A 22,751-nucleotide genomic window follows, 5' to 3' on the forward strand; every position below is an offset into this window, starting at 1 on the left:
TTAGTTACGCTCGAGATGTGGCCACACAGGAGAACGCCGAATTCGCCGGGAGCGAGCCGAAGGTGCCGTTTCCCAAGCCGGAACGCGACATCGACCTCTACCGCCGGGCGATCGCGACGCTGCAAGCCGCACTCCCCCACGGCTGGACGTTGACGTCCGGGAAGTCACGCTCCCTCGCCGACGCCCCGGAACGATTACTGGTCGGCGCCCCGGGCGGCGAGGTGGCGTCCTTTTCCGTCATTCCCGCCCGGGGGGTGCTCGCCGGCGACGCCGCCCGTTTCGCGGACAGCCTGTCCGAATCGGACCGCGGATTCGTTTGTGCTCGTTACCTTTCCGAACCGGTACGCCGGCAACTCGACGCCAGGGGCCTCTCCTACGCCGACGCGACGGGCAACACCTCGCTGTCCGCCGACCGGCCCGCGATCTGGGTGCGCGATCGCGGCGCGGACGCCGACCCGTGGCGCGGTCCCGGCCGTCCCGCCGCCCAGTTGACCGGCGACCCCGCCGCGCGAGTGGTTCGCGCACTCGCCGACCACTCGGGTCAACTCACGGTCCCCGAACTCATCCGGTTGTCCGGTGCGTCCACCGGCGCCACCTACCGGGTGGTCGAAACCCTCGAAGAGCGGGATCTGCTCGAACGGCTCCCCCGCGGACCCATCACCAGCGTGCGGTGGCAGCAGATGCTGCGCGCCTGGAGCAGCGACACCAGTTTCACGGACTGCCCCACCGTCGGCTACTTCGCACCCGAGGGCGTGCAGTCCTTCCTCACGAAACTCGGGAAGGTCGCCGACCACCTGTATGCGGTCACGGGATCGGTCGCGGCCGCCGCGTTCGTCGAATACGCGCCGGCGCATCAGGTCCAGATCTATGCCGATCACGGCGAGCCGCTGGCCGCCGCACTCGAACTCCGCCCCGTCGACCAGGGCGCCAATGTCCTCGTCGCCACCCCCCGATCGGCGGCGGTGTTCGAGCGCACCCTGTACCGGGACAACGTCCGAGTGGTCGCGCCCGCGCAGGCGTTCGCCGACCTGCTCGCCGGCACCGGGCGGCATCCGCAGGAAGCGGAGCATCTCCTCACGTGGATGACGGAGAACGTGCCCGAGTGGAGAACAGCCCTCGGCGCACCGACGGTGACCTGACCGATCACCGTCGGCAGGCCGAATCCGACCGAATGTGCGCGACACGACCACGCCACGCCGCGCGTGATGGCGCACACAAGCGTGCTCGGGTAGCAGGATGTACATCTTGTGGCCTCACCGAGTGAGTCGGAACGGGCCTGACGGAAGTCGCAATCCGTTCGCAAACGAATAGAGGTACTTGCATGTCCATGGGAGTCGGGCTCAGGATCGGCAGTGTCGTATCCACCGCGGTCGTGGCGTCGAACGATCCGGGGTCGCCGGATCCGATCGTCATCGTCCGGGACACCGTCCTGCACATGTGCCCGGACGGCACCGCGATCCTCGGCGGTTCGGCGCCGCACACGATCGGCGAGACCCACACGACGTCGGGATTCCTCCCCCGTGTCGGCGACCCCGCAGGCGTCCTCGTGGGCGACGGAACGCGCTATCGCGCCGAAGACCTCGTGGCGGGGGCGATGCGGTGCCTGCTCCGGGAATGTGAACCACTCCCCGACCACGGCGGCCGGACCGGCGGCGCCCCCGACATCATGGCCACGTACCCCACCCGCTGGGACTCGGCTGCCGTCGCGGCGCTCCGCGACGCGCTCGACTACGCCGACATGTCCTACCTGTCGCTCGTCTCGGACGCCGAAGCCGCCGCGGCCTGGTTCGAATCGGAGATCGCCGAGCGCCCCGGACAGCTGGTCGGCATCTATCACGTCGACGACACCGGCTCGACTGTCGCACTCATCCGCTCCGGCGTCGAGGCGGGCAAGGCGTTCCGCTTCTCCACCGGCGGCTCCCCCACTGCCCAGATCGCCACCGCACTCGGTGCATTCGGGTGGCTGCCCGGTAACCTCGATGCGGTCGTGGTCACCGGGGACGGCCTGATCGCGCGGGACTCCGCGGCCATCCACGACTACGCGAACACCGTGAGCGAGAAGTTCGGTGTGCGTTGCGTCGTCGGCCCGGGACCGGAGCAGACCGCCGCACTGGGCGCCGCCATCCGCGCCGCCGGATTCAACCCGACCACCCACAGGGTCACCCCGATCGGCTTGCCGCCCTCGTACGACGTGACCGAGGTGATCGACGCCGTCGTCGGCGAACCCGTCCCCTCCGGTCCCTCGACCCCGGCCAAACCTGCGACTGCCACCGGAAAACCCGCGTCCGCAGCGGCGGTGGGCGCCTCGCCCGCGCGGGTGTCCGGCGGAACCGCAGTCGCGACGCCGCCGGAGCCGCGTGGCATCGCGCAGGCCGAGACCGACGCGTCCCCCGAGTCGACGTCCCGGGCTTCGTGGCTCGTCGCCGCCGCGGTCGGGCTGGCGCTCGTCCTGGTCGCGATCGTCTTCGTCCTGTTCGTTCTCTGAGCGTCCCGCCCATAGGTGTCGGGCCGGGGTGAGAGATCGTGATACGGAAGGTCGAACATGGGCGACCCCCATAGGTGCGGACCCGAATCATCCCCGACTATTCGGTAAATTTTGGCATTCCGTCACGAACCGATTCAAGCTCGGTGTTGTCGATGCAGGTCGGCACGGCGTTCGCTCGGCGGCTGCACGACCGCATAACCTGTCACGGTGAGTGAATCAGGCAGCGATCCAGGTCGGTCCCCGGCGGGACTGCGCGCACCGCGTCCGGCCGTCACTCCCCCACTCCGGGACGATCGGCTGAAACTGTTCGCCTTCACCACTGCGGAGAAGCGCGCGGAGTATCTGTGGGTGCTGCGGGCGTTCGACCACGCCCGCGCCAACTACGTCGTGCTGCTCCATGCCGGCGACGTCGCCCGCATCCTGGACGGCCTGGCCGTCGACGACCCGGCGGGGCAACTCGGCGCCGCGGACGTCACCCCGCTGCTCGAGCAACTCCACGTGTGGGAGGTGCTCGAGCGCAGTTACGACGGCACCCGCGCCGCGACGCTGGCCGAATACCGGAACCGGCACTTCGTGTATCAGTTCAGCCAGGCCGGCTACCAGGTGTTCCGAGCCGTCGAGGACGCGCTCGCCGCACGCCTCGACGACGCGTCCCTGTCCCGGTTGGCGCTGCCCGACCTCCTCGCCGACATGAACGATCTGGCCGCCGCCAACCGCGCAGCCGACAACGATCTGGTGTACCGCAAACTCAACCGGCTCGACGCGACACTGTCCGACATGGCCGGACGTGCGGCGCAGTTCTATCTGACGCTGGGCGACCTGGTCCGCACCACGGAGATCACCCCCGAAACGTTCATGTCCCACAAGGACGCACTCCTCACCCACATGCGCGAGTTCAGCTCCGACCTGTCGCGGTACGCGCCGAAACTCGCGGCCGCCATCGCGCTCGTCGAGAGCACCGGTGTGGAGGCGATGGTGGCCCGCGCCGCCGCCAGCGATGAGCGGGTATTCCTCGGTGTCGGCGAACGCGAATCCGATTGGCGCGCGAGGTGGGCGGGGTTGACGCACTGGTTCGTCGGCTCGGACGGGGGTCTCAGCGAGTCGGAACGGCTGCGCGAGGGCACCATGAGCGCGATCGCCGCGGTGCTGTCGCTGCTGCGCCGGGTCACCGAGACCCGGAAGGGCGGTGTGAGCAGGGAAAGCCAATTGCGCCACCTCGCAGGCTGGTTCGCCGCCACCCCCACCGAGGACGCCGCGCACGCGTTGTTCCAGGCCGTGTTCGATCTCGGACGGCCGCGCCACCTCTCGATGGTGCACCCGGACGCCGACATCATCCCGGACACCCGGTCGTGGTGGGAGGCCCCGCCGGTGGAGATCTCCCGCACGCTGGCCGAGACCGGACGTCCGCCGTCCCCGGGTCTGCCCGCACGGGTGCAACGCAACGAGGGCAGCGTGCGCCGCCTCCGCGAGGAACAGCTGGCGGCGCAGCGGCTCCGCGCCGCCGCCGCCCAGTCACTGGCCCGCGGCGGCGTCTACGAGCGCGAACTGGACGAGGCCGAAACCGACGTCCTGCTGAGCCTGCTCAATGCCGCACTCACCGCGCGGGTTCCGGTCAGTGGCCGCGTGAAGAGCAGCACCGGATCGGAGAACGGCGTGAAACTCACCCTCAGCCCGCACACCGAGTCGACGGTGGTGCGCACCGCCCGAGGACGCCTGCACCTCGACGGGCTGCAGGTGAGAGTTCGGTGAAAGCACGGGAGATTTCGCCGCTCGCCCTCGATTCGTATCAGCGCGCGGCCCGCGTCATTCTGTCGAATCATCTGGTGACACAAACGTATCCGGACCGCATCGCACTTCCGCTGCTGCGCCGGTGGGCCACCGAATTGCGCGACGACCTGATGACCCTCTTCGGGTACCGCCTCGACGTCACCGAGACGACGGCCCGGTTGTTCACCGTGAGCGACCGATTGGACGCCGGAACGCCCGCCAAGACGGCCACCGACCGCACGTTCGACCGCTACCGCTACGCCTATCTGGCGCTGGCACTGGCCGCGCTCGGCCGCGCGGGAAACCAGATCACGCTGTCCGAACTCGCCGATCACGTGGCCGCCGACGCCGCGCAGGTCGACGGCGTGGACCTGTCCACCGAACGCGCATCCGACCGGGACGCGTTCGTCGACGCCGTCGGCTGGCTCGCCGCCCGCGGCGCCATCGCCCTCGCGGACGGTGACGCCGGCGGGTGGGCCGCCAATCCCGATGCGGGAGAAGCGCTGTACGACATCGACCGATCCGTGGTCATCGCGCTGTTCCGGCCGTCGCGCGCACTGCAGCACCTCCGGTCGATCCGCGGACTGCTCGCCGGCGCCGACGCGGTGGCCGACGACGACACCGCGGAATCCGGGTCGACCCGGCCGGTCGACGTGAAGGAGACGGCTCGGCGGGTCCGGCGAGCTCTCGTCGAACGGCCCGTGGTCTACGCCGCCGACCTCGACGACCACGAGCTGGTCCAGCTCGCGCTCCCCCGCACCGCGGCCGATGTCGAGTTGCTCACCGGACTGGTCGCGGAGCGGCGCGAGGAGGGTGTCGCGATGATCGACACCTCCGGGCGCCTCTCCGACATCCGGTTCCCCGGCACCGGCACGGTCGCGCAGGTCGCGCTCCTCCTCGCCGGCGAGATCGCCGATCGCGTGCTCGATCCGGATCTGCCGGAGCCGGCTCGGATGCCGTTGCCGCACAATCGTGTCGATCACCTGATCGAGCAGGTCGACAGCGCCGTCCCGCAGTCGGGGATCTTCGACAGCCTCGCGGGCCACGACTACGCCGAACCCGCGGACCCGGCCCCGTCGGACCGAATCTTCCCCGTCGTCGAGGACGAGTGGATCACCGGCACGGTGCGGACACTGACCGAGCGGTTCGGGCGGACGTTCGCCGCCGGATGGCAGGCAGACCCCGACGGTCTCGGACGCGCGGCGCTGGCCCTGCTCGAGCGGCTACGACTCACCGCGGCGGTGCCGGGCGGGGTGCTCGCTCTCCCGGCGCTCGCCCGCTACCGAGGGGTGGTGGTCACGATCCGCGACCGCACCCCGGAGATCGACCTGTTCCAGAGCTCAGCGAACGACAGCGAGGAAGTCACAGCATGACGAGTGCGCGTTTCCGGCCCACCCGCGCCGGAATCATCAACCTCTGGGACTACCGGGATCAGGAGTTCTCCTTCGCCGACGGTCGGCTCGTGCTCCGCGGTCCCAACGGTTCCGGGAAGACCAAGGCGCTGGAAGTGCTGTTCCCCTTCGTCTTCGACGGCCGGATCGAACCTCGACGGCTCAATCCGTTCGCCGGCGAGGAACGCACCATGAAGTCGAACCTCCTGTACCGGGGGCAGGAGAGTGCGTACTCCTACGTCTGGATGGAATTCTGCCGCGGCGCGAAGGACGACCCCGAGGCCGTCACCGTCGGCATCGGCATGCGTGCCAGCCGCACCAACGACAAGGTCACCCGCTGGTACTTCGTGGCCGACGGTCGCGTCGGCGTCGACTTCTCGTTGCTCGGCAGCGACGACCGTCCGCTCACGAAGAAGCAACTGGGCGAGCAGATCGGCACCGATTCCATCACCGACAGGCCGCTCGACTACCGCGCCGCGATCGACGCCCGGATGTTCGGACTCGGTGTCCAGCGTTACGACCAGCTGATCAACCTCATCCTCACGCTGCGCCGACCCCAGCTCGCGAAGAACCTCGACCCCAAGGGACTGTCCCAGGCGCTGACCGACGGTCTGCGCCCCCTCGACGAGCAACTGGTCCTCGAGGCGGCGCGCTCGTTCAGCGACATGGAGGAGGTCGGCCGGGCACTCGAAGGGCTGGCTGCCGCGGATCAGGCGGCGCAAAGCTTCGTCGGCGTGTACGCGAAATACCTGCGCCAGCAGGCACGCACCGATGTCGACCACCTCGCCACCCGGCTCGGGGCCGTGCGTTCGGGTATCTCCGCAGTCCACGGCGCCGCTGCCGACCGGGCTCGCAGCCGGGAGAGCCGCGAGGCCGCCGAAGAACGCTTCACCACGGCCGAACGCGCACTCGATCAGGCCAATGCCACCCTCGACGCGCTGAAGAGGTCGACGGCCTACGAGGGCCGGACACAGCTCGACGACCTCGCGCAGGCCGTCGCGACCCTCGAGAAGTCGACCGAACTGCAGGCGGAGAAGGCGCGCAAGGCCAAGGCGACCCTCGAACAGCGGACCGAGGAGCACGACAGAGCGGGCGACGCGGTCACCCGAGCCGCCGAGGCGCTCGCACACGCCGAGGACGAACTCCACCTCGCCGCCGAGGACGCGGGAATCACCTGGACGGCGCTGCCTGCCGATGCGCGCACCGATCAGCTGACCGCGGCCCTGCGCGGCCACACCGAGGAGCGCGACGGCGACATCCGCGCGGTCCGGGCCGCGCTCGCGACCGTCGAGAAGGCCACCACCGAGCGGACCCGCGCCGAGGACGCGGCCCGGCGCGGCCAGGAGCAACTCGATACCGCGAAGGTGACCGTCCTCGAGGCCGAGACCGCGGTCGAGTCGGCCCGCAGCGAATGCGCCACCGAACTGCGGTCCTGGTGGGCGGACCAGTCGTCCCTCTACGCCGAGATCGACGCGCCCCCTTCGCTGTTCGACGCGCTGGACACCGCACTAGGCCGGGTCGGCGAAGACGACGCCCCCACCCTGTCGGAGACACTGACGGAACAGATCACGGACGCCGTCGACGCGCTGCGGCTGCGTCGTCAGCAGTACGACCGGGACGCGACGGCCGCGGCGGAGGCGATCGCCGAACACGAATCGGTGCGCACGGCAATCGAATCCGAGCACGACGATGCCCCGGAGGTGTCCGCGGCCCGGCACGACACCCGCTCACGGCTGGCCGGAGCACCGTTGTGGCGCCTGGTCCGCTTCGCCGACGGCGTCGACGCCGCCTCGGCGGCGGGGATCGAGGCCGCCCTCGAGGCCGCGAACCTCCTCGACGGCTGGGTCCCCGTCGACGACGCCCTCCCCGACGTCGAGTCCGAACAATTCCTCGTGGCACTTCCCGCCGACGATCGGCCCACCGGCCGGACCCTCGCGGACGTTCTCGAGGTCGAGCAGGACGCGGGAGTCCCGGACGGGCGGGTGCGCGGGATCCTCGAGTCGATCGCCCTCGAATCCCTGGACCTGTCCGGGGGCCAGGTGGGTGTTGCCGAGGACGGCGGGTACCGGCAGGGAATCCAGCGCGGACGTCACACGAAACCGGATGCCGAATACATCGGAACCACCGCCCGCACCCGCAGGCGTGCCGCTCGGATCGCCGAACTCGACCGCATCCTCGACGAGACCCGGGCGGCACTCGCCACGGCCCGGGCTTCCGCGGACGCGGCCGACGCACTGCTGACGCGGGTGACCGCCGCGGCGCGGGCCCTGCCCCGCACCGGATCGATCCTCACGGCGCTGAAGAAGGTCACCGAATCGGCCGGCGCCCTCCGCAGTCGGTCCGACACCGCGACGGCCGTCGGCCGCGAGCTCGATCAGGCCATCGCGGACCTGTCCGCGAAAGAGAAGCAGCTCCGGGCCACCGCGTCCACCCACCGGACCCCGCACGTCGCCAGGGAGATCGATTCGCTCGCCGCCGCCGTCCGGCATTTCGAGAAGCAGGGCGAGATGGTGCAGCGCTGCAGGCGCGAACACACCAAGGAAGTGGAGCACACCCACGCGTCCGAGGACCGCCTGCACGAGGCGCGGGGCAACGCGGAGGAATTCGCAGAGGAGGCCGCCGTCGCCGAAGAAGTTCTCGCGCAACAAGTCCAGCGGCTCGACACGCTCCGCGACACGCTGGGTGCGGGGGCCGAGCAATTGGACCGGCAACTCGAGGAAGCGCATGCGCGGATCGAGGCGTGCAAGAAGGAGCAGCGCGACGCCCGCAAGGCGGACAAGGACGCGGGCGAGGCCATCGGCAAGGCCGAGGGCGCATACAACACCGCGGTCCAGACCCTCCGCCTGGCGCTCACCGAAACGCACTCCGACGCCGCCCGGCTCGCACCGTACGCCCGGCGCGACCTCCTCGAACTCCTCGGTGTCGACGGCGGTCACACCTGGCCGGCGAGCACGGCCGCGTGGATGAGCGCCGATCAGCTGGTGTACCGCATCCAGAACGCCGCCGAAGACACCCCGATTCTTCCGCCCGAGGTGGATGCCCTGTTCCGGGCACTGGACGGCGCCACCGAATCGGTGCGGGTCAGCGACGCGGCCCGCAAATCGACGCGGTCCGCGCTCACCACCGCTCTCCAGGACTTCGACGCCCAGCTGGCGGCCGCAGGCCAGGACTACCGATTGCAATGGGATGCGCCGGACGGCGTGACCGTGGTGCAGGTACAGGACGACGACGGCTACTCGTCGATCGGCGAATTCGCCGCCCGCATCGCCGCCGCCCGCTCCGATCAGGAGCTGCTGCTCACCGAATCCGAACGTCGCATCCTCGAGGACGCGCTGCTCACCGGACTCGCTCAGCAGATTCACGAACGCACCGTCGACGCCCGCGAACTCATCGCCCGGATGGGCACCGAGATGCGGGAGCGGCGGATGTCGTCGGGCAACACCATCGGCGTCCACTGGGTTCTCGCCGACAACCTCGACGACAGCGCGAAAGCGATCTCCAAACTGCTCGAGCGGGACACCTCGGCACTGGGCCCGGACGAACTCGCCACGATGCGCGCGCACTTCGCCCACCAGATCCGGACCGCCCGCGCCGCCCACCCGGAACGGTCGTACCCGGAGATCCTGGCGTCCGCCCTCGACTACCGGCGGTGGCGCGTGTTCTCGTTCACCCTGATCAGCGGCGCCGGCAACGAGGACCGGCTGACGGTCGCCCGGCACAGCGCCCTCTCCGGCGGAGAGCAGTCCGTCTCGCTGCACCTGCCGTTGTTCGCCGCGGCGCACGTCATGCTCGACTCCGCCGACCCCCACGCCCCGCGGCTGCTCGCGCTGGACGAGGCGTTCGCCGGCGTCGACGACAACGGCCGGGCCGAACTGCTCGGCCTCAGCGTGCAGTTCGACCTCGACCTGTTCATGACCGGATTCGACCTGTGGATCACGTACGGCGGCGTCCCCGGTTGCGCGCACTACGATCTGGCGCACTCGACCGCCGAGCAGAGCGTCAGCGCCACCCTCCTCGTATGGTCCGACGGCGACCTGCTCGCCGAACACGACGGCACCGACCTGGCGCAGGCGCTCGGGTCACCCCTGCGCCGACGGGTCCCGACCCCCGCGGAGGGGGCTCTCGAGTTCGCCTGACCCGTGAGTACTTGTTAACCGCCCGCGGTTAACAAGTACTCACGGGCGGCGAAGCCGCACACCGAGGAGTGCGTCCACCGCAGCGGCGAATTCGCTCGGCGCGGCCGTGTCGGAGCCGCCGTTGTCGAGGGCGCGACGGGCCCAGCCGTCCAGGGCGTCGAGGGCCTTCGGCGTGTCGAGGTCGTCCGCGAGATGCTGACGCAACCGGGCGATCGTGTCCGTCGCCGACTGCGCCGACTCGAGTGCCGCGGCGTCCTTCCACAGCGTCAGCCGGGTGTGGGCGTCGGCGAGCACCTGCTCGGTCCAGGGCCGGTCCTGCCGGTAGTGCCCGGACAGCAGCCCGAGGCGGATGGCAGCGGGGTCGACGCCCTCGCCGCGCAACTTCGACACGAACACGAGGTTGCCGCGGCTCTTCGACATCTTCTCGCCGTCGAGGCCGATCATGCCGGTGTGCACGTAGTGGCGGGCGAAGCGACGGTCTCCCGTGGCCGACTCGGCGTGCGCGGCGGAGTACTCGTGGTGCGGGAAGATCAGGTCGCTGCCGCCGCCCTGCACGTCGAAACCCGAGCCGATGCGATTGAGGGCGATCGCCGAACACTCGATGTGCCAGCCGGGACGTCCCGGGCCGAACGGCGACGGCCAGGACGGCTCCCCCGGACGGACCGCACGCCACACGAGCGCGTCGAGCGGATTCTGTTTGCCGGGACGGTCGGGGTCGCCGCCGCGCTCGGCGAAGAACTTCGCCATCGTCTCGCGGTCGTAGCCGGACTCGTAGCCGAACTGCTCCGTCGCGTCGGCGCGGAAGTACACGTCGGGAAATTCGGGGTCGTCGACGACATAAGCGGCGCCGGACGCGACGAACTTCTCGACCATCTCGATCACTTCGCCGATCGATTCCACCGCACCGATGTAGTCGCGCGGGGGCAGCACCCGCAGCGCTTCCATGTCTTCCCGGAACAGCGCCGTCTCGCGCATGCCGAGGACGACCCAGTCCTCGCCGTCGCGGTCGGCACGCTCGAACAGCGGGTCGTCGACATCGGTGACGTTCTGGACGTAGTGCACGTCGTGCCCCGCGTCACGCCAGATCCGGTTCACCAGATCGAACGTCAGGTACGTGGCCGCGTGACCGAGATGCGTCGCGTCGTACGGGGTGATCCCGCACACGTACATGGTGGCCGTACGGCCGGGAGTGACCGGGCGAACCTGCCGGTCAGCGGTGTCGAACAACCGCAGCGGAGGCCCCTGGCCTGGGACGGACGGGACAGCGGTTTCGGACCAAGACTGCATGACTGCGAGCCTAGTGGACCCGCATTTCCGCCTCGGAGGGAGCCGTCGGCGGACGGGCTCCTGCAGGGTCCGTCAGAAGGCGGGCCACGGGATGGGCCGGTGGCCGTTCGGGCGGGGCATCACGGGCGCCGCGAGCAGATCGACCGCCCGCTCGTACAGTGCGGCGACCTCGCGGGACGTGATGTGCTCCCCCAGTCGCTCCCCGAAATCGCCTTCGAGCGAAGTGATCAGCTCAGCGATGTCCACGACGAGCGCTCCCGGCACCTCCGTCCCCGCCCATCCCCACAACACGGTCCGCAACTTGTTCTCAGTGTGCAGGCAGATGCCGTGGTCGACGCCGTAGACCGAACCGTCGAGACCCTCGAGTGCGTGGCCGCCCTTGCGGTCGGCGTTGTTGATCAGCACGTCGAGGACGGCCATCCGCTGCAGGCGCGGGTCATCTGCGTGGATGAGGGCGACCGGTTCGCCGTCCATGTCGGTGGCCCGAAGAATCTCGAACCAGCCCTCGGGCACGGCGTCGGGCGCGCAGATGTCGACCAGGTCGAGACCGCCGGCGTCCTCATGCCGATCGGGAGTGTCCACCCACCGCTGGACCATCCCCGGCCCGAACGGGCCGTCCCGCAGCAACGTGCGCGGAATCACATTCCAGCCCAGCTTGTCGGACACGAGGTACGACGCGTACTCACGGCCGGCGAGCGTGCCGTCGGGGAAGTCCCACAGCGGACGCTCCCCGCGGATCGGTTTGTACACGCACCGGACGGTGGTCTCGCCCGCGACCGCGTCGCAGACCAGCGTGGCATTGCTGGCCTGCGTGATCTGGCCGATGAGGGTCAGCTCACCGGATTCGAGAGGGTCGGACTCCGCGGCAGGCAACCGTCAGTCCTCCTCGTCCATTTCCGGGGTGAGTCCGAAGCTCTGGCCGCGGCGGTACCCATTGGTGCGGATGCAGATGTGACCTTCGGGTGCGAGCGGCTCACCGCACAGCGGACACGGCGCCCGCCCGGCGGCGATGACCCGTTCGGACCGCAGCGAGAAGTCCCGTGCCTGCAGCGGGGTGAGGAAGACACGCACGGCGTCCGGTCCGTCCTCGGAGTCGTCGAGGACGACGGATTCGTCGAACTCCGTCTCGCTGACCGCGAGCAGTTCCACCACGACGGCCCCGGCGTCGGCGTCCCAGCCCAGGCCCATCGTGCCGACCCGGAATTCTGCGTCGATGGGAGTGACCAGCGGACTCGAATCGTCGAGTTCGGCCCCCTCCGGCGGAACTTCGGTTCCGAACCGGCGGTGCACCTCCTCGAGGAGGAGCCCCATCCGGTCGGCGAGCACCTGGACCTGTTGCTTCTCCAGCAGGACGCTGATCACTCGCGCCTCGTGTACTGCCTGGAGATAGAACGACCTGTCGCCGGGTTCCCCCACCGTCCCGGCAATGAATCGGTCAGGAGTGCGGAATACGTGAATAGCGCGTGACATTGCACCTCCTTCAGCTGGAGCCGGGCCCTACTGCGGCACTGCCCACTCGTTGTTCCGTCTCGGACTGTTCCTCGCAGCGTGTTGCGTTCATTATCCGTCAATCGTGACCGGCGGGGTCTGCCTTATCGTCACCGGCGGGGTCCGCCTTATCGTCACCGGCGGGGTCCGCCTCATCTTCATAGCCGGGGTCCGCCTCATCTTCACAGCCGGACCTCCCCACCCGGCACCGATCCGGATACTTCGGCGCGAGCGCCGTCCCCGGACACCGGTGGGGTGTTCACTCCGGACAGGTCGACCCCGGTGTCGTTCATCTTCAGCACGTACGGACGGGTGGAGGTGTACCGGACGACGCTGATCGAGGCGGGCTCGGCGACGATCCGCTGGAATCCGTCGAGGTGCGCTCCGAGGGCGTCCGCGAGGACCGACTTGATGACGTCTCCGTGTGAGCACGCGACCCACACGACGTCCCGGCCGTGCAGTTCCGCGAGCCGGGCGTCGTGCTCCCGGACCGCGGCGACGGCGCGGGCCTGGACCTGGGCGAGCCCTTCTCCGCCGGGGAAGACCGCCGCGGACGCATGCTGCTGCACGACCTTCCACAGCGGCTCCTCGAGCAGGACCTTCAGCTCGCGGCCCGTCCAGTCTCCGTAATCGACCTCGACGAGGCGGTGTTCCACCACGGGCGTGAGGCCCCGTGCCCGGGCGAGCGGCTCGACCGTCTGCTCGCACCGGACGAGCGGTGAGTGCACGATTTCCTCGATGTCCACGCCCGCCAGCCGGGACACGACGGCCTGCGCCTGTTCGCGGCCGTGGTCGTCGAGTTCGACTCCCGGTGACCGGCCGGCGAGCGTGTGCGCGGTGTTCGAGGTCGACCGCCCGTGGCGCAGCAGCACAACTGTCATTGGCCCAGCCTAGTGTCGCGCGGTCCCCGGCCGCCCGATCTCAGGTGGCCGACACGACGCCGGTCGCGAGAAGCGACAGGACCACGACACCGAGGATGATCCGGTATCCGACGAACCAGTACATCGAGTGGTCGACGACGAACCGCAGCAGCCAGGCGATGGACGCGTAGCCGATGGCGAACGCGATCACCGTCGCGAGGAGCAGTTGCGGACCGCTCGCGTTGAGACCCTCACCGGCCGGTTCGAATGCGTCCGGAAGGCTGAACAGCCCGGATGCGACGACCGCCGGGATGGCGAGGAGGAACGAGTAGCGCGCCGCGGCTTCCCGGGTGAGCCCGAGGAACAGTCCGGCGCTGATCGTGCCACCGGACCGGGAGACACCGGGGATGAGGGCGAGCGCCTGGGCGGAGCCCATGATGATGCCGTCCCTGGCGCGCAGGTCCTCGATGGGGCGCACCTTCCGGCCGTAGTACTCGGCCGCCGCGATGACCAACGCGAACACGATCAACATGGTGGCGATCAGCCAGAGGTTGCGGGCACCGGTGCGGATCTGGTCTTTGAACAGGAACCCGAGCACACCCACCGGGATCGTGCCGATGATCACATACCAGCCCATCCGGTAATCCAGGTCACCGCGATGCTCGGGATGCAGCAGCCCCCGGAACCACGCCGCGATGATCCGTCCGATGTCGCGGGCGAAGTAGATGAGCACCGCGGCTTCGGTGCCGAGCTGGGTGACGGCGGTGAAGGAGGCACCGGCGTCGTCACCGAAGAAGATCTCCGACACGATCCGGAGGTGTCCCGAGGAGGAGATCGGCAGGAATTCGGTCAATCCCTGGACGGCACCGAGGACAATCGCCTGGAGCCAGGTCATCGCCTCCCCCATCACTCACCGGCTCCGAGGTCGAATGTGCTGTTCTGACGCCAATTTCCCGTGTCGCGTTCGTAATTCACCGGCGCCACGGTACCGGGGCGGGTGACCTCCGGCAGAATCCGGCGTGGCAGGACCCCGGCCACGCGATACCCCACTACTCTGCACCTGTGGTGGCCGGTCCCGGGAGACGACAGCAGTCTCGGGGGCGAAGCCCGGGTTGCAGCTACAGCACGAGATGCAGGCGGTTATGGAACAGAGATCGGTCGGAGCAAGCGGGTTGCGGGTGTCACGGCTCGGGCTGGGCACGCTCACGTGGGGTCGGGACACGGACGGCGACGAGGCCGCGGCGCAGATCGCGGCGTTCGTGGACGCGGGCGGCACACTCGTCGACACGTCTCCCGCGTACGGCGACGGTGTGGCGCAGCGGATCCTGGCGGAACTGCTCGACGACGTGGTGCCGCGGACCGAACTCGTCCTGAGCTCCAGTTCCGGGATCAATCCTGCGGGTCCGTCGCGCATCGACTGCTCGCGACGAGGCCTCGTCGCTCAGCTCGACGCCACCCTGCGCGAACTCGGCACCGATTATCTCGACATGTGGCAGGTGGCCACCTGGGATCCCTTCACCCCGGTCGACGAGATCGCCGCCACACTCGATTTCGCGGTGTCGAGCGGCCGGGTCCGGTATGTCGGGGCACGGGGTTACCTCGGGTGGCAGCTGGCCACCGCGGCGGGCGCCTCCCGGGGCACGACACTCGTCGCCACCCAGGTGGAGTACTCGCTGCTGGCGCGGGGCGTCGAGGAGGAACTCGTCCCGGCCGCGGCGCATCACGGGATCGGCGTGTTCGCGGCGGTGCCTCTCGCCCGCGGGGTCCTGACCGGCAAATACCGCAACGGCATCCCCGTCGATTCACGCGGAGCCGACGACGCGCACGCCCAGGATGTGCAGAGTTACCTCACCGACTCCTCCGTCCGCGTCGTCGACGCCGTCGTGACGGCGGCCGACGGCCTCGGCACGTCACCGCTCGCCGTCGCCCTCGCCTGGGCCCGCGACCGTCCCGGCGTCGCGAGTGCGGTCGTCGGGGCCCGCGACATCGCCCAGCTGACCGGCGTGCTCGTCGCCGAGGAACTGGTGTTGCCGCCTGCGATCGCGGCGGCGCTCGACGACGTGAGCGCCTGACGTCGGCACGAGCCCGGCTACGTGCACCTGCAGTTCACGTGCAGGGCAGGCTAACCTGGTGCCACCGGCCGACGTCCGTTGACCTTGCAGGAGAGCCATGACCACGCTGAACGAGGCCGACCCGGCCGATCGCCGAACCGCCGGCCTCGCCGAGCGCATCAGGTCCGGCTCGGAGTCCCTGCACCGCGAGACTCAGCAGTCCCGGTTCGTCGTGGCACTCCTCGCCGGTGAGCTCACCTCGGACGGCCACGCCGAACTCCTCGCGCAGACGTACCTCGTCTACCGCGAACTCGAGGACGCGGGGCGGACCCACACCGGCAACGCGGTCGCGTCTCCGTTCCTCTACGACGAACTGCTGCGAGTCCCGTCCCTGGAGGCGGATCTCGAATTCCTGCGCGGCCCGTCGTGGCGCGACAGCGTGTCCGCGCTCCCGGCGACCGTCCGCTACGTCGAGCGGCTCTGCGAGGTGGCGTACGCATGGCCCGCCGGTTTCGTTGCGCACCACTACATCCGGTACATGGGCGATCTGTCCGGTGGTCAGATCGTCCGGCGCATGCTCGAACGCGCCTACGGATACACCGCCGACGGTCTGCAGTTCTACACCTTCGACGACATCCCGAAACCCAAGGTGTTCAAGGACACCTATCGCACGAAGCTCGACGCCGCACCCCTGTCCGCCGAGGACCAGCAGCGCGTGATCGACGAGGTCAACCTGGCCTACCGCCTCAACGGCGACCTGTTCGCCGACCTCGAGGCCCGCATCGACTCGTATCTCGCGCGATGAGATCGGTATTCCGCACCCGCACGGACAGGTCACTGTTCGCCGTCCTCGTCCTGCTTCTCGTGTCCCTGGTGGCGGTGTCGGCCTGCAGTTCCGGCGCCGGCGCCGGCGGCGAGGGAACCGGCGCGCGCACCGCGGTCCTGGACGACCTGAATCCCGAACCCCTCGGGTCCCCCGCCACGCCGGCGCTGCCTGTCACCGTCCGTAGTTTCGACGGAGTCGACGTGACGATCACGGACGCGAGCCGGATCGTCACCGCGGATCGCTACGGAACACTCACCGAGACGGTCTTCGCGCTGGGGCTCGGCGGCAACGTGGTGGGCCGGGACATCGCCTCCGCCTTCCCGGCCGCGCAGGACGTCCCGGTGGTGACACCGGGCGGGCAGTCGCTCAACGCGGAGGCCGTCCTCGCGCTGGCGCCGACGGTGATCCTCACCGACACCAGCGTCGGACCGCAGGCCGTGCAGGATCAGCTGCGGGCCGCCGGCATTCCGGTGGTCTACTTCGACCCGACGCGCACGCTCGACGGCGTCCCCGGGCAGATCACGGCAGTCGCGGACGCGCTGGGCGTGCCCGGGCAGGGCCGCGAACTCGCGGCCCGCACCGAAAACGAGATCGCGGCCGCCCGGCTCCGCTCCCCCGAGGGCGACGATCCGCTGAAGATCGCGTTCCTCTATCTGCGCGGCACCGCGATCACCATGATCGGCGGCCCGGGCTCGGGTGCCGACTCGCTGATCGACGCGCTCGGCGCCGTCGACGCCGGCACCGCCTCGGGGATCACGCAGCAGTTCGCGCCGATCACCAGCGAGGCACTGATCGCCGCCGCCCCCGACGTACTGCTGATGATGACGGGCGGGCTCGACTCGATCGGCGGCGTCGAGGGGCTGGAGAAGATCCCCGGCGTGGCGCAGACACCGGCGGGCAAGAATCAGCGCGTCGTCGACATGGAGGACGGAGTGCTGCTCAGCTTCGGCCCCAACACGGGTCGCGTCCTGGGCGCACTGGCCGATGCCGTCTACCCGCCCGCCAATCCATGACGGTCACCGACCTCGACGCTCCCCGCACACCGTCGTCCCGCACTCGAACCGGCGCAGTTCTCGCCGGTCTGCTGATCGCCCTCGCCGTCGCCGCGGTGTTCTCGGCCTGCATCGGACAGGTCCCCACCGGCCCAGGAGAGGTCGTCGGCAGCATCCTGCACCGCATCGGACTCGACGTCGGGCCGATGCCCGCGCACCCCAGCGGTGAAGTGACGCTGTGGGAGGTCCGGTTCCCGCGCGTGGTCCTCGCCATTCTGGTGGGGGCCGCGCTCGGATGCGCGGGAGCACTGCTGCAGGGTGTGTTCGCCAATCCGCTCGCCGAACCCGGCGTCATCGGGGTGTCCGCCGGCGCCGCGGTCGGCGCCAGCGCCGCGATCGTGGTCGGTGGCGCGTTCGCCGCCGGGTGGACGGTCGCGGCGGCCGCATTCGTCGCCGGACTGATCACCACCGTCGCCGTCTACGTCCTCGCCCGGCACGAGGGCCGCACCGAGGTGGTCACCCTCGTCCTCACCGGGGTGGCCGTCAACGCGTTCGCGGGCGGTCTCATCGCCTTCTTCACGTTCATCGCGTCTCCCGCGGCACGGGATCAGATCGTCTTCTGGCAGCTGGGGAGCCTCAACGGCGCCACCTGGAACGCCGTCGCGGTGGTGGCGCCGATGACCGTCGCCGGAATCGCGGCCACCATGATGATCGCCGGGAAACTCGACCTGCTCTCTCTCGGCGAGAGCGCGGCGCGTCACCTCGGTCTCGACGTCGAACGGCTGCGGCAGATCGCCGTGCTGATCGTCGCCCTGCTCGTCTCGTCCAGCGTGGCCTTCACCGGCATCATCCTGTTCGTCGGACTGGTGGTCCCGCATCTGATGCGCATCGCCGTCGGGCCCGGCCACCGTGCCCTCGTTCCGGCGAGCGCGCTGTGCGGATCACTCGTCCTGCTGCTCGCCGACCTGGGCGCCCGCTCACTGGTGGCGAATGCGGATCTGCCGCTCGGCATGCTGACGGCCCTGGTCGGCGGACCGTTCTTCTTCTGGTTGCTGCGCCGCACCCGGGCCAGCCAGGGTGGGTGGGCATGAGTCCCGCGTCCCACCCGTTCCGCACCCGCATCGGCGAGGCCATCGAGCAGAACCTGTTCCGGCGGACCGATCCGGTGCCCCCGCCGCAGCCCGCCGGGTCCGTGACGCTCCGCGCGACCGGCATCGCGGTGACCCGTGGCGATCGGACGGTGCTCGACGACGTGTCCGTGGACGTGCGGATCGGTGAGGTCCTCGTCCTCGTCGGCCCCAACGGGGCCGGCAAGTCGACCCTCCTCGCGGCGCTGTCCGGTGATCAGGACGTGCGGTCGGGCAGCGTCACACTCGACGAACGGGACCTCGGCGACTGGACGGCGCTCGAGATGGCCCAGCGCCGGGCCGTCCTCCCCCAGCAGAACACCGTCGGATTCTCGTTCACCGCACGACAGGTGATCACGATGGGCCGGTCCCCGTGGGCGCGCACACCCCGCGCCGACGAGGACCCCGCCGCGATCGCCGACGCGCTGCGGATCTGCGACGTCGAGCCGTTCGCCGACCGTCCGTTCACCGCGTTGTCCGGTGGCGAACGCGCCCGCGTGGCGCTGGCGCGGGTACTCGCGCAGCGGACCGAGACGATCCTCCTCGACGAGCCGACCGCCGCCCTCGACCTCGGCCACCAGGAGACGGTGATGCGTCTCGCCCGCTCGCGCGCCGCACGGGGCACGGCCGTGGTGGTCGTCCTCCACGACCTCGCGCTCGCCGCCGCGTACGCCGACCGGATCGTGGTCCTCGAACGGGGACGCGTCGCCGCGGACGGGCCACCCGCCGACGTCCTGTCCGAGGACTTGCTGACCCGGGTGTACGGGCATCCCGTCGAGGTCATCGAACACCCGGTGACCGGCGCGACTCTCGTCCTCCCCCGCCGCGATCACCGCTGAGCGCGACGGTCAGAGCCCGTCGATGACAGCCCCCAGCCTGCTGAGGACGGCCCGCACGGTCATCCCGTCCTCCGGTCGTGCCGACAGGGAGTCGGGGTGCGATACGGCGTCTCGCACGACGGCGACGATGCTCCGTTCGTCGGTCAGGTCGATCTCGCGGACCGATCGCCGCGACGACGCCACGATGTCGTCCGGCGCCGGCACCTCGGTTTCGACGTCGGCACGGTAGACCTCGACGTGCATCGTGCTCTTGCGCACCCGGAAAGCGTAGGAGTTTCCTTCCGCGGTCCGGCCGAAGCCGTGCGCATGCGGTCCTACCGAGATGTCTTCGACGGTGAACGTCTTCGATTCGGGTATTTCCACGGCCTTCTCCTCGATGACCTGGGCCGGTGGTCGGGAAACCGCCGGGCGCGGGGTCGATGATCCTCACGGTATCGCCTCCGAACCCGCTCGGCACCGACCGAATTCGTGGGCGTTTCGCGGATCAGGGATGCTAGTGGACAGTTGTGCAGGTGTAGGTCGATGAGAGAACCCCGAGGAGCAGCACATGGGTAGACCGGGAGCGCGCGTCGTCGCCTCGTGTATCGGACTGGCGTTTCTACTGGTCACGGGCTGTTCGTCGAATTCGGACGAGGATCAGGCGATCACGATCGCGCCCGCGACCGCCGCGCAGTCCCCCACCCAGAGCACCACGCCAGCGGGAGTCGTCCACCCCGTCGGCCTGCCGATCGATTCCACCACGTACGACCCCGAGACCGGTACGACCGTCGTCCTGGGGGGTGAGAACAACCAGATCCTCCTGTTCCCGGCCGGGGATTTCGCCGCCGCTCCGCGGGTGGTCCCGCTGGACGGTGCCGTGGCGCAGGTCTCGCTCGCACGCGGCGGTGTCGCGCTCCTGGCCATGAATACGCAGGTAGGACGCCTGGATCTGCGGACGGGCGCTGTGACGTTCGTGCCCGCAGGCGGCGATGTGCGCTCGGTCGCCGAGTTGCCCGACGGACGCCTCGCCATGGGTCTGAGCAATGGCGAGATTCACATCGTGAACAGCGCGACGAACGAATCACAGGTGATCGACGGCCTGACGTCCGTCGACGGGCTAGCCGTCGTCGGCGACTCCCTCACCGCACTCGACCGTGGTCAGACGTCCGTCACCGCCATCGACGTCCCCGGTTCCGCGCTAGGCGTCGCCTTGCGGGCCGGCGAGGGTGCCACCCAGCTCACGACGGATCATTACGGGCGCATCCTCGTCACCGACACCACCGGCGACGAATTGCTCGCGTACACCACCGACACCTTGATGCTGCGCCAGCGTTTTCCCGCCGGCCTTGCGCCGTACGCCGTCGCCTACGACGACACCGCCGACCGGGCGTGGGTCACGCTGACCGGGACCAACGAAGTGGTCGGGTTCGATCTGTCGAGCGGCGTGGGCGTGGAAACTGCACGCTATCCGACCGTCCGGCAGCCGAACTCTGTCACTGTGGATACCGTGAACGGTGACCTCCTGATCGGATCCGCGACGGGAGACGGCCTGCAACAGATCCCGACGAGGAGTTCGTAGATGGCATCGCATTCCCATTCACGTCGACTCCCCTCGGGGTGGGAGACCGAATCCGAGGACTTCGAATACGTGCCACTGCGGCTGCCACCCGACGTCACGCGGATCAGCGCCTCGATGAGACTCGCCATCCAGGCGGAGTTCGGCGGCTGGGAACTGTCGCGGGTCCGTCTGTACTCCGACGGAAGCCGCCGTGTCCTGCTCAAGCGAAGGAAAACCGCGCACCATGTCCCCGACCCCGCAATCTAGGGAGACCTCCTTGTACCACCTGCTCTTGAGGGTGATGTTCCGCTTTCCTCCGGAGCGGATTCATCACCTGGCCTTCGCTGCGATGCGCCTGGTCACGCGGTTCTCGCCGCTGCGCCGCCTCGTCGAGAGGGTTCTCGTGGTGAACGATCCGGTGCTGCGCAACACCGTGTTCGGACTCGACTTCCCCGCGCCGCTCGGGCTGGCCGCCGGGTTCGACAAGGATGCGACCGGCGTCGACACCTGGGGTCCTCTCGGATTCGGGTTCGCGGAGGTGGGCACCGTCACCGCTCAGGCGCAGCCCGGCAACCCGGCTCCGCGCCTGTTCCGGCTTCCCGCGGACCGCGCCCTGATCAACCGGATGGGTTTCAACAACCACGGCGCGGGCAACGCGGCCAACCATCTGCGGCAGCGCAGGGCCGGTGTCCCGATCGGTGCGAACATCGGCAAGACCAAGATCGTCGACGCCGCGGACGCCCCGGTCGACTACACGGCCAGCGCGCAACTGCTCGGCCCGCTCGCCGATTTCATGGTGGTCAACGTCAGCTCACCGAACACCCCGGGACTGCGGGACCTGCAGGCCGTCGAATCCCTCCGGCCCCTCCTGCAGGCCGTTCTCGACACCGTGACCGTCCCCGTCCTGGTGAAGATCGCGCCGGACCTGTCCGACGACGACGTCGACGCGGTCGCGGATCTCGCCCTCGAACTCGGTCTCGCCGGGATCGTGGCGACCAACACCACCATCCGCCGCGACGGGCTGAACACCCCGGACGCCGAGGTCACGGCGATCGGTGCGGGCGGGCTGTCCGGGCCCCCGGTCGCCGAACGATCCCTCGAGGTTCTCCGCCGTCTGCACGCGCGGGTCGGTGACCGTCTGGTGCTGATCTCCGTGGGCGGCATCGAGACCGTCGACCAGGCGTGGGAGCGGATCCTGGCCGGCGCGTCCCTCGTGCAGGGGTACACGGGCTTCATCTACGGGGGGCCCTTCTGGGCCCGCCGCATCCACCGGGGGCTGGCGCGGAAGGTCCGCGACGCCGGGTACTCGTCCGTCGCCGACGCGGTCGGTGCGGGCGCCGTGCGCTGACGGGTCCGCGCAGAGACCGGTGGCCGGCGAATCCCGAGGATTCGCCGGCCACCCGCGTTTTCCGGACCTACTGCTCGTACATCCCCTGAATCTTCGCGCGCGCGATGGCGTGGGAGAACAGGTTGAATCCCAGGAACGCCGGCGTCGAGTCGGCCGTGACCCCGTCGAGGGTCTCCACGTCGAGCGCGTGAACCGCGATGATGTACCGGTGCGGGCCGTGACCTGCCGGCGGTGCCGCACCGAGGAAGCGGCGCAGTCCGGCGTCGTTCTTCAGGGTGATCGCCCCGGCCGGGAGCCCGGTTCCGTCGTCGTCGCCCGCACCGTTCACCAGCGTCGTCGTGTCGGCCGGAATGTTCGCGACCGCCCAGTGCCAGAACCCGGACGCCGTCGGCGCGTCGGGGTCGTACACCGTCACCGCGAAGCTCTTGGTCTCGGCGGGAAATCCCGACCACGACAGCTGCGGTGAGTTGTCGTAGCCGCCGGCGCCGAAGATCCCGCTGACCTGGTCCTTGTTCAGTGGCTGCCCGTCGGTGACGTCGGTGGAGGTCAGCTCGAAACTCGGCAGGTCGGGAAGGGCCTCGTACGGGTCGTGTGACATGCGGTTCCTCTCTTGTCGC

20 protein-coding genes are annotated in these 22,751 nt (G+C 69.7%); 13 read left to right on the plus strand and 7 right to left on the minus strand.

From position 1 onward, the window contains the following. The first annotated feature begins 17 nt into the window (after window positions 1-17). From ACFTWF_RS37640 to ACFTWF_RS37660, 5 genes are all read left to right on the plus strand, one after another. Window positions 18-1,139, plus strand: a complete 1,122-nt coding sequence (locus ACFTWF_RS37640; RefSeq protein ID WP_378466165.1) for a helix-turn-helix domain-containing protein — start codon at window positions 18-20, stop codon at window positions 1,137-1,139. Window positions 1,140-1,321: 182 nt separating this feature from the next. Continuing rightward, complete coding sequence (locus ACFTWF_RS37645) at window positions 1,322-2,485, plus strand: hypothetical protein (RefSeq protein ID WP_378466166.1); 1,164 nt, start codon at window positions 1,322-1,324, stop codon at window positions 2,483-2,485. Window positions 2,486-2,782: 297 nt separating this feature from the next. After that, complete coding sequence (locus ACFTWF_RS37650) at window positions 2,783-4,234, plus strand: TIGR02677 family protein (RefSeq protein ID WP_378466189.1); 1,452 nt, start codon at window positions 2,783-2,785, stop codon at window positions 4,232-4,234. Then, on the plus strand, window positions 4,231-5,625 hold the full coding sequence (locus tag ACFTWF_RS37655; protein WP_378466167.1) for a TIGR02678 family protein: 1,395 nt from the start codon (window positions 4,231-4,233) through the stop codon (window positions 5,623-5,625). Before ACFTWF_RS37650 ends, ACFTWF_RS37655 begins: the two co-directional genes overlap by 4 nt. Further along, window positions 5,622-9,779, plus strand: a complete 4,158-nt coding sequence (locus tag ACFTWF_RS37660; RefSeq protein ID WP_378466168.1) for a TIGR02680 family protein — start codon at window positions 5,622-5,624, stop codon at window positions 9,777-9,779. Before ACFTWF_RS37655 ends, ACFTWF_RS37660 begins: the two co-directional genes overlap by 4 nt. Window positions 9,780-9,818: 39 nt before the next feature. On the opposite strand, the gene mshC is transcribed toward ACFTWF_RS37660, so the two are convergent. The 5 genes from mshC to ACFTWF_RS37685 all read right to left on the minus strand — a co-directional run bounded on the left by mshC (window position 9,819) and on the right by ACFTWF_RS37685 (window position 14,321). Beyond that, on the minus strand, window positions 9,819-11,066 hold the full coding sequence (gene mshC, locus ACFTWF_RS37665; protein WP_378466169.1) for a cysteine--1-D-myo-inosityl 2-amino-2-deoxy-alpha-D-glucopyranoside ligase: 1,248 nt from the start codon (window positions 11,064-11,066) through the stop codon (window positions 9,819-9,821). Window positions 11,067-11,138: 72 nt separating this feature from the next. After that, on the minus strand, window positions 11,139-11,939 hold the full coding sequence (locus tag ACFTWF_RS37670) for an SCO1664 family protein (protein WP_378466170.1): 801 nt from the start codon (window positions 11,937-11,939) through the stop codon (window positions 11,139-11,141). 3 nt (window positions 11,940-11,942) lie between these two features. Next, complete coding sequence (locus ACFTWF_RS37675) at window positions 11,943-12,536, minus strand: DUF3090 domain-containing protein (protein WP_185724242.1); 594 nt, start codon at window positions 12,534-12,536, stop codon at window positions 11,943-11,945. Window positions 12,537-12,736: 200 nt separating this feature from the next. Continuing rightward, the gene (locus ACFTWF_RS37680; protein ID WP_378466171.1) at window positions 12,737-13,435 is read right to left on the minus strand and encodes a histidine phosphatase family protein; all 699 of its coding nucleotides are present in this window, start codon (window positions 13,433-13,435) and stop codon (window positions 12,737-12,739) included. Between the two features lie 40 nt (window positions 13,436-13,475). Next, window positions 13,476-14,321: an undecaprenyl-diphosphate phosphatase gene (locus ACFTWF_RS37685; RefSeq protein WP_378466190.1), complete on the minus strand. Its 846-nt coding sequence runs from the start codon at window positions 14,319-14,321 to the stop codon at window positions 13,476-13,478. Between the two features lie 235 nt (window positions 14,322-14,556). Here ACFTWF_RS37685 and ACFTWF_RS37690 point away from each other — a divergent pair, with 235 nt between their 5' ends. The 5 genes from ACFTWF_RS37690 to ACFTWF_RS37710 all read left to right on the plus strand — a co-directional run bounded on the left by ACFTWF_RS37690 (window position 14,557) and on the right by ACFTWF_RS37710 (window position 19,249). Further along, window positions 14,557-15,486 carry an aldo/keto reductase gene (locus tag ACFTWF_RS37690; protein WP_378466172.1) on the plus strand — a complete coding sequence of 310 codons (930 nt, stop codon included), beginning with the start codon at window positions 14,557-14,559 and terminating at the stop codon, window positions 15,484-15,486. 97 nt (window positions 15,487-15,583) lie between these two features. Further along, complete coding sequence (locus tag ACFTWF_RS37695) at window positions 15,584-16,270, plus strand: heme oxygenase (biliverdin-producing) (protein ID WP_378466173.1); 687 nt, start codon at window positions 15,584-15,586, stop codon at window positions 16,268-16,270. Further along, the gene (locus ACFTWF_RS37700; RefSeq protein WP_378466174.1) at window positions 16,267-17,304 is read left to right on the plus strand and encodes a hemin ABC transporter substrate-binding protein; all 1,038 of its coding nucleotides are present in this window, start codon (window positions 16,267-16,269) and stop codon (window positions 17,302-17,304) included. Before ACFTWF_RS37695 ends, ACFTWF_RS37700 begins: the two co-directional genes overlap by 4 nt. Continuing rightward, window positions 17,301-18,374, plus strand: a complete 1,074-nt coding sequence (locus ACFTWF_RS37705) for a FecCD family ABC transporter permease (protein ID WP_378466175.1) — start codon at window positions 17,301-17,303, stop codon at window positions 18,372-18,374. Before ACFTWF_RS37700 ends, ACFTWF_RS37705 begins: the two co-directional genes overlap by 4 nt. Then, entirely contained in the window at window positions 18,371-19,249 is an 879-nt protein-coding gene (locus tag ACFTWF_RS37710; protein ID WP_378466176.1) for a heme ABC transporter ATP-binding protein, read from the plus strand. The genes ACFTWF_RS37705 and ACFTWF_RS37710 overlap by 4 nt, the downstream gene beginning before the upstream one ends. Before the next feature lie 9 nt (window positions 19,250-19,258). On the opposite strand, the gene ACFTWF_RS37715 is transcribed toward ACFTWF_RS37710, so the two are convergent. Continuing rightward, window positions 19,259-19,612, minus strand: a complete 354-nt coding sequence (locus ACFTWF_RS37715) for a hypothetical protein (protein WP_378466177.1) — start codon at window positions 19,610-19,612, stop codon at window positions 19,259-19,261. A gap of 184 nt (window positions 19,613-19,796) precedes the next feature. Here ACFTWF_RS37715 and ACFTWF_RS37720 point away from each other — a divergent pair, with 184 nt between their 5' ends. The 3 genes from ACFTWF_RS37720 to ACFTWF_RS37730 are packed head-to-tail and all read left to right on the plus strand — an operon-like array spanning window position 19,797 to window position 22,134. Next, on the plus strand, window positions 19,797-20,807 hold the full coding sequence (locus ACFTWF_RS37720; RefSeq protein ID WP_378466178.1) for a hypothetical protein: 1,011 nt from the start codon (window positions 19,797-19,799) through the stop codon (window positions 20,805-20,807). Then, window positions 20,808-21,053 (plus strand): DUF5703 family protein, encoded by a 246-nt coding sequence (locus ACFTWF_RS37725; RefSeq protein ID WP_185724252.1) that lies wholly within the window; start codon window positions 20,808-20,810, stop codon window positions 21,051-21,053. Between the two features lie 10 nt (window positions 21,054-21,063). After that, entirely contained in the window at window positions 21,064-22,134 is a 1,071-nt protein-coding gene (locus tag ACFTWF_RS37730) for a quinone-dependent dihydroorotate dehydrogenase (protein ID WP_378466179.1), read from the plus strand. Window positions 22,135-22,201: 67 nt separating this feature from the next. Here ACFTWF_RS37730 and ACFTWF_RS37735 read toward each other — a convergent pair whose 3' ends face one another. Further along, a complete protein-coding gene (locus ACFTWF_RS37735; protein ID WP_378466180.1) occupies window positions 22,202-22,732 on the minus strand; it encodes a YbhB/YbcL family Raf kinase inhibitor-like protein in 531 nt (176 codons plus the stop codon). Window positions 22,733-22,751: the final 19 nt, after the last annotated feature.

Source organism: Rhodococcus sp. NPDC056960, from assembly GCF_042674125.1.
Taxonomy (GTDB): domain Bacteria; phylum Actinomycetota; class Actinomycetes; order Mycobacteriales; family Mycobacteriaceae; genus Rhodococcus_F.

What these genes read in the sequence shown, in the direction of transcription:
- ACFTWF_RS37675 (WP_185724242.1), bottom strand. Translation starts at nt 12,536, where the DNA reads ATGTCACGCGCTATTCACGTATTCCGCACTCCTGACCGATTCATTGCC.
- ACFTWF_RS37685 (WP_378466190.1), bottom strand. Translation starts at nt 14,321, where the DNA reads ATGGGGGAGGCGATGACCTGGCTCCAGGCGATTGTCCTCGGTGCCGTC.
- ACFTWF_RS37700 (WP_378466174.1), top strand. Translation starts at nt 16,267, where the DNA reads ATGAGATCGGTATTCCGCACCCGCACGGACAGGTCACTGTTCGCCGTC.
- ACFTWF_RS37720 (WP_378466178.1), top strand. Translation starts at nt 19,797, where the DNA reads ATGGGTAGACCGGGAGCGCGCGTCGTCGCCTCGTGTATCGGACTGGCG.
- mshC (WP_378466169.1), bottom strand. Translation starts at nt 11,066, where the DNA reads ATGCAGTCTTGGTCCGAAACCGCTGTCCCGTCCGTCCCAGGCCAGGGG.
- ACFTWF_RS37680 (WP_378466171.1), bottom strand. Translation starts at nt 13,435, where the DNA reads ATGACAGTTGTGCTGCTGCGCCACGGGCGGTCGACCTCGAACACCGCG.
- ACFTWF_RS37660 (WP_378466168.1), top strand. Translation starts at nt 5,622, where the DNA reads ATGACGAGTGCGCGTTTCCGGCCCACCCGCGCCGGAATCATCAACCTC.
- ACFTWF_RS37735 (WP_378466180.1), bottom strand. Translation starts at nt 22,732, where the DNA reads ATGTCACACGACCCGTACGAGGCCCTTCCCGACCTGCCGAGTTTCGAG.
- ACFTWF_RS37705 (WP_378466175.1), top strand. Translation starts at nt 17,301, where the DNA reads ATGACGGTCACCGACCTCGACGCTCCCCGCACACCGTCGTCCCGCACT.
- ACFTWF_RS37710 (WP_378466176.1), top strand. Translation starts at nt 18,371, where the DNA reads ATGAGTCCCGCGTCCCACCCGTTCCGCACCCGCATCGGCGAGGCCATC.
- ACFTWF_RS37690 (WP_378466172.1), top strand. Translation starts at nt 14,557, where the DNA reads ATGGAACAGAGATCGGTCGGAGCAAGCGGGTTGCGGGTGTCACGGCTC.
- ACFTWF_RS37695 (WP_378466173.1), top strand. Translation starts at nt 15,584, where the DNA reads ATGACCACGCTGAACGAGGCCGACCCGGCCGATCGCCGAACCGCCGGC.
- ACFTWF_RS37725 (WP_185724252.1), top strand. Translation starts at nt 20,808, where the DNA reads ATGGCATCGCATTCCCATTCACGTCGACTCCCCTCGGGGTGGGAGACC.
- ACFTWF_RS37645 (WP_378466166.1), top strand. Translation starts at nt 1,322, where the DNA reads ATGTCCATGGGAGTCGGGCTCAGGATCGGCAGTGTCGTATCCACCGCG.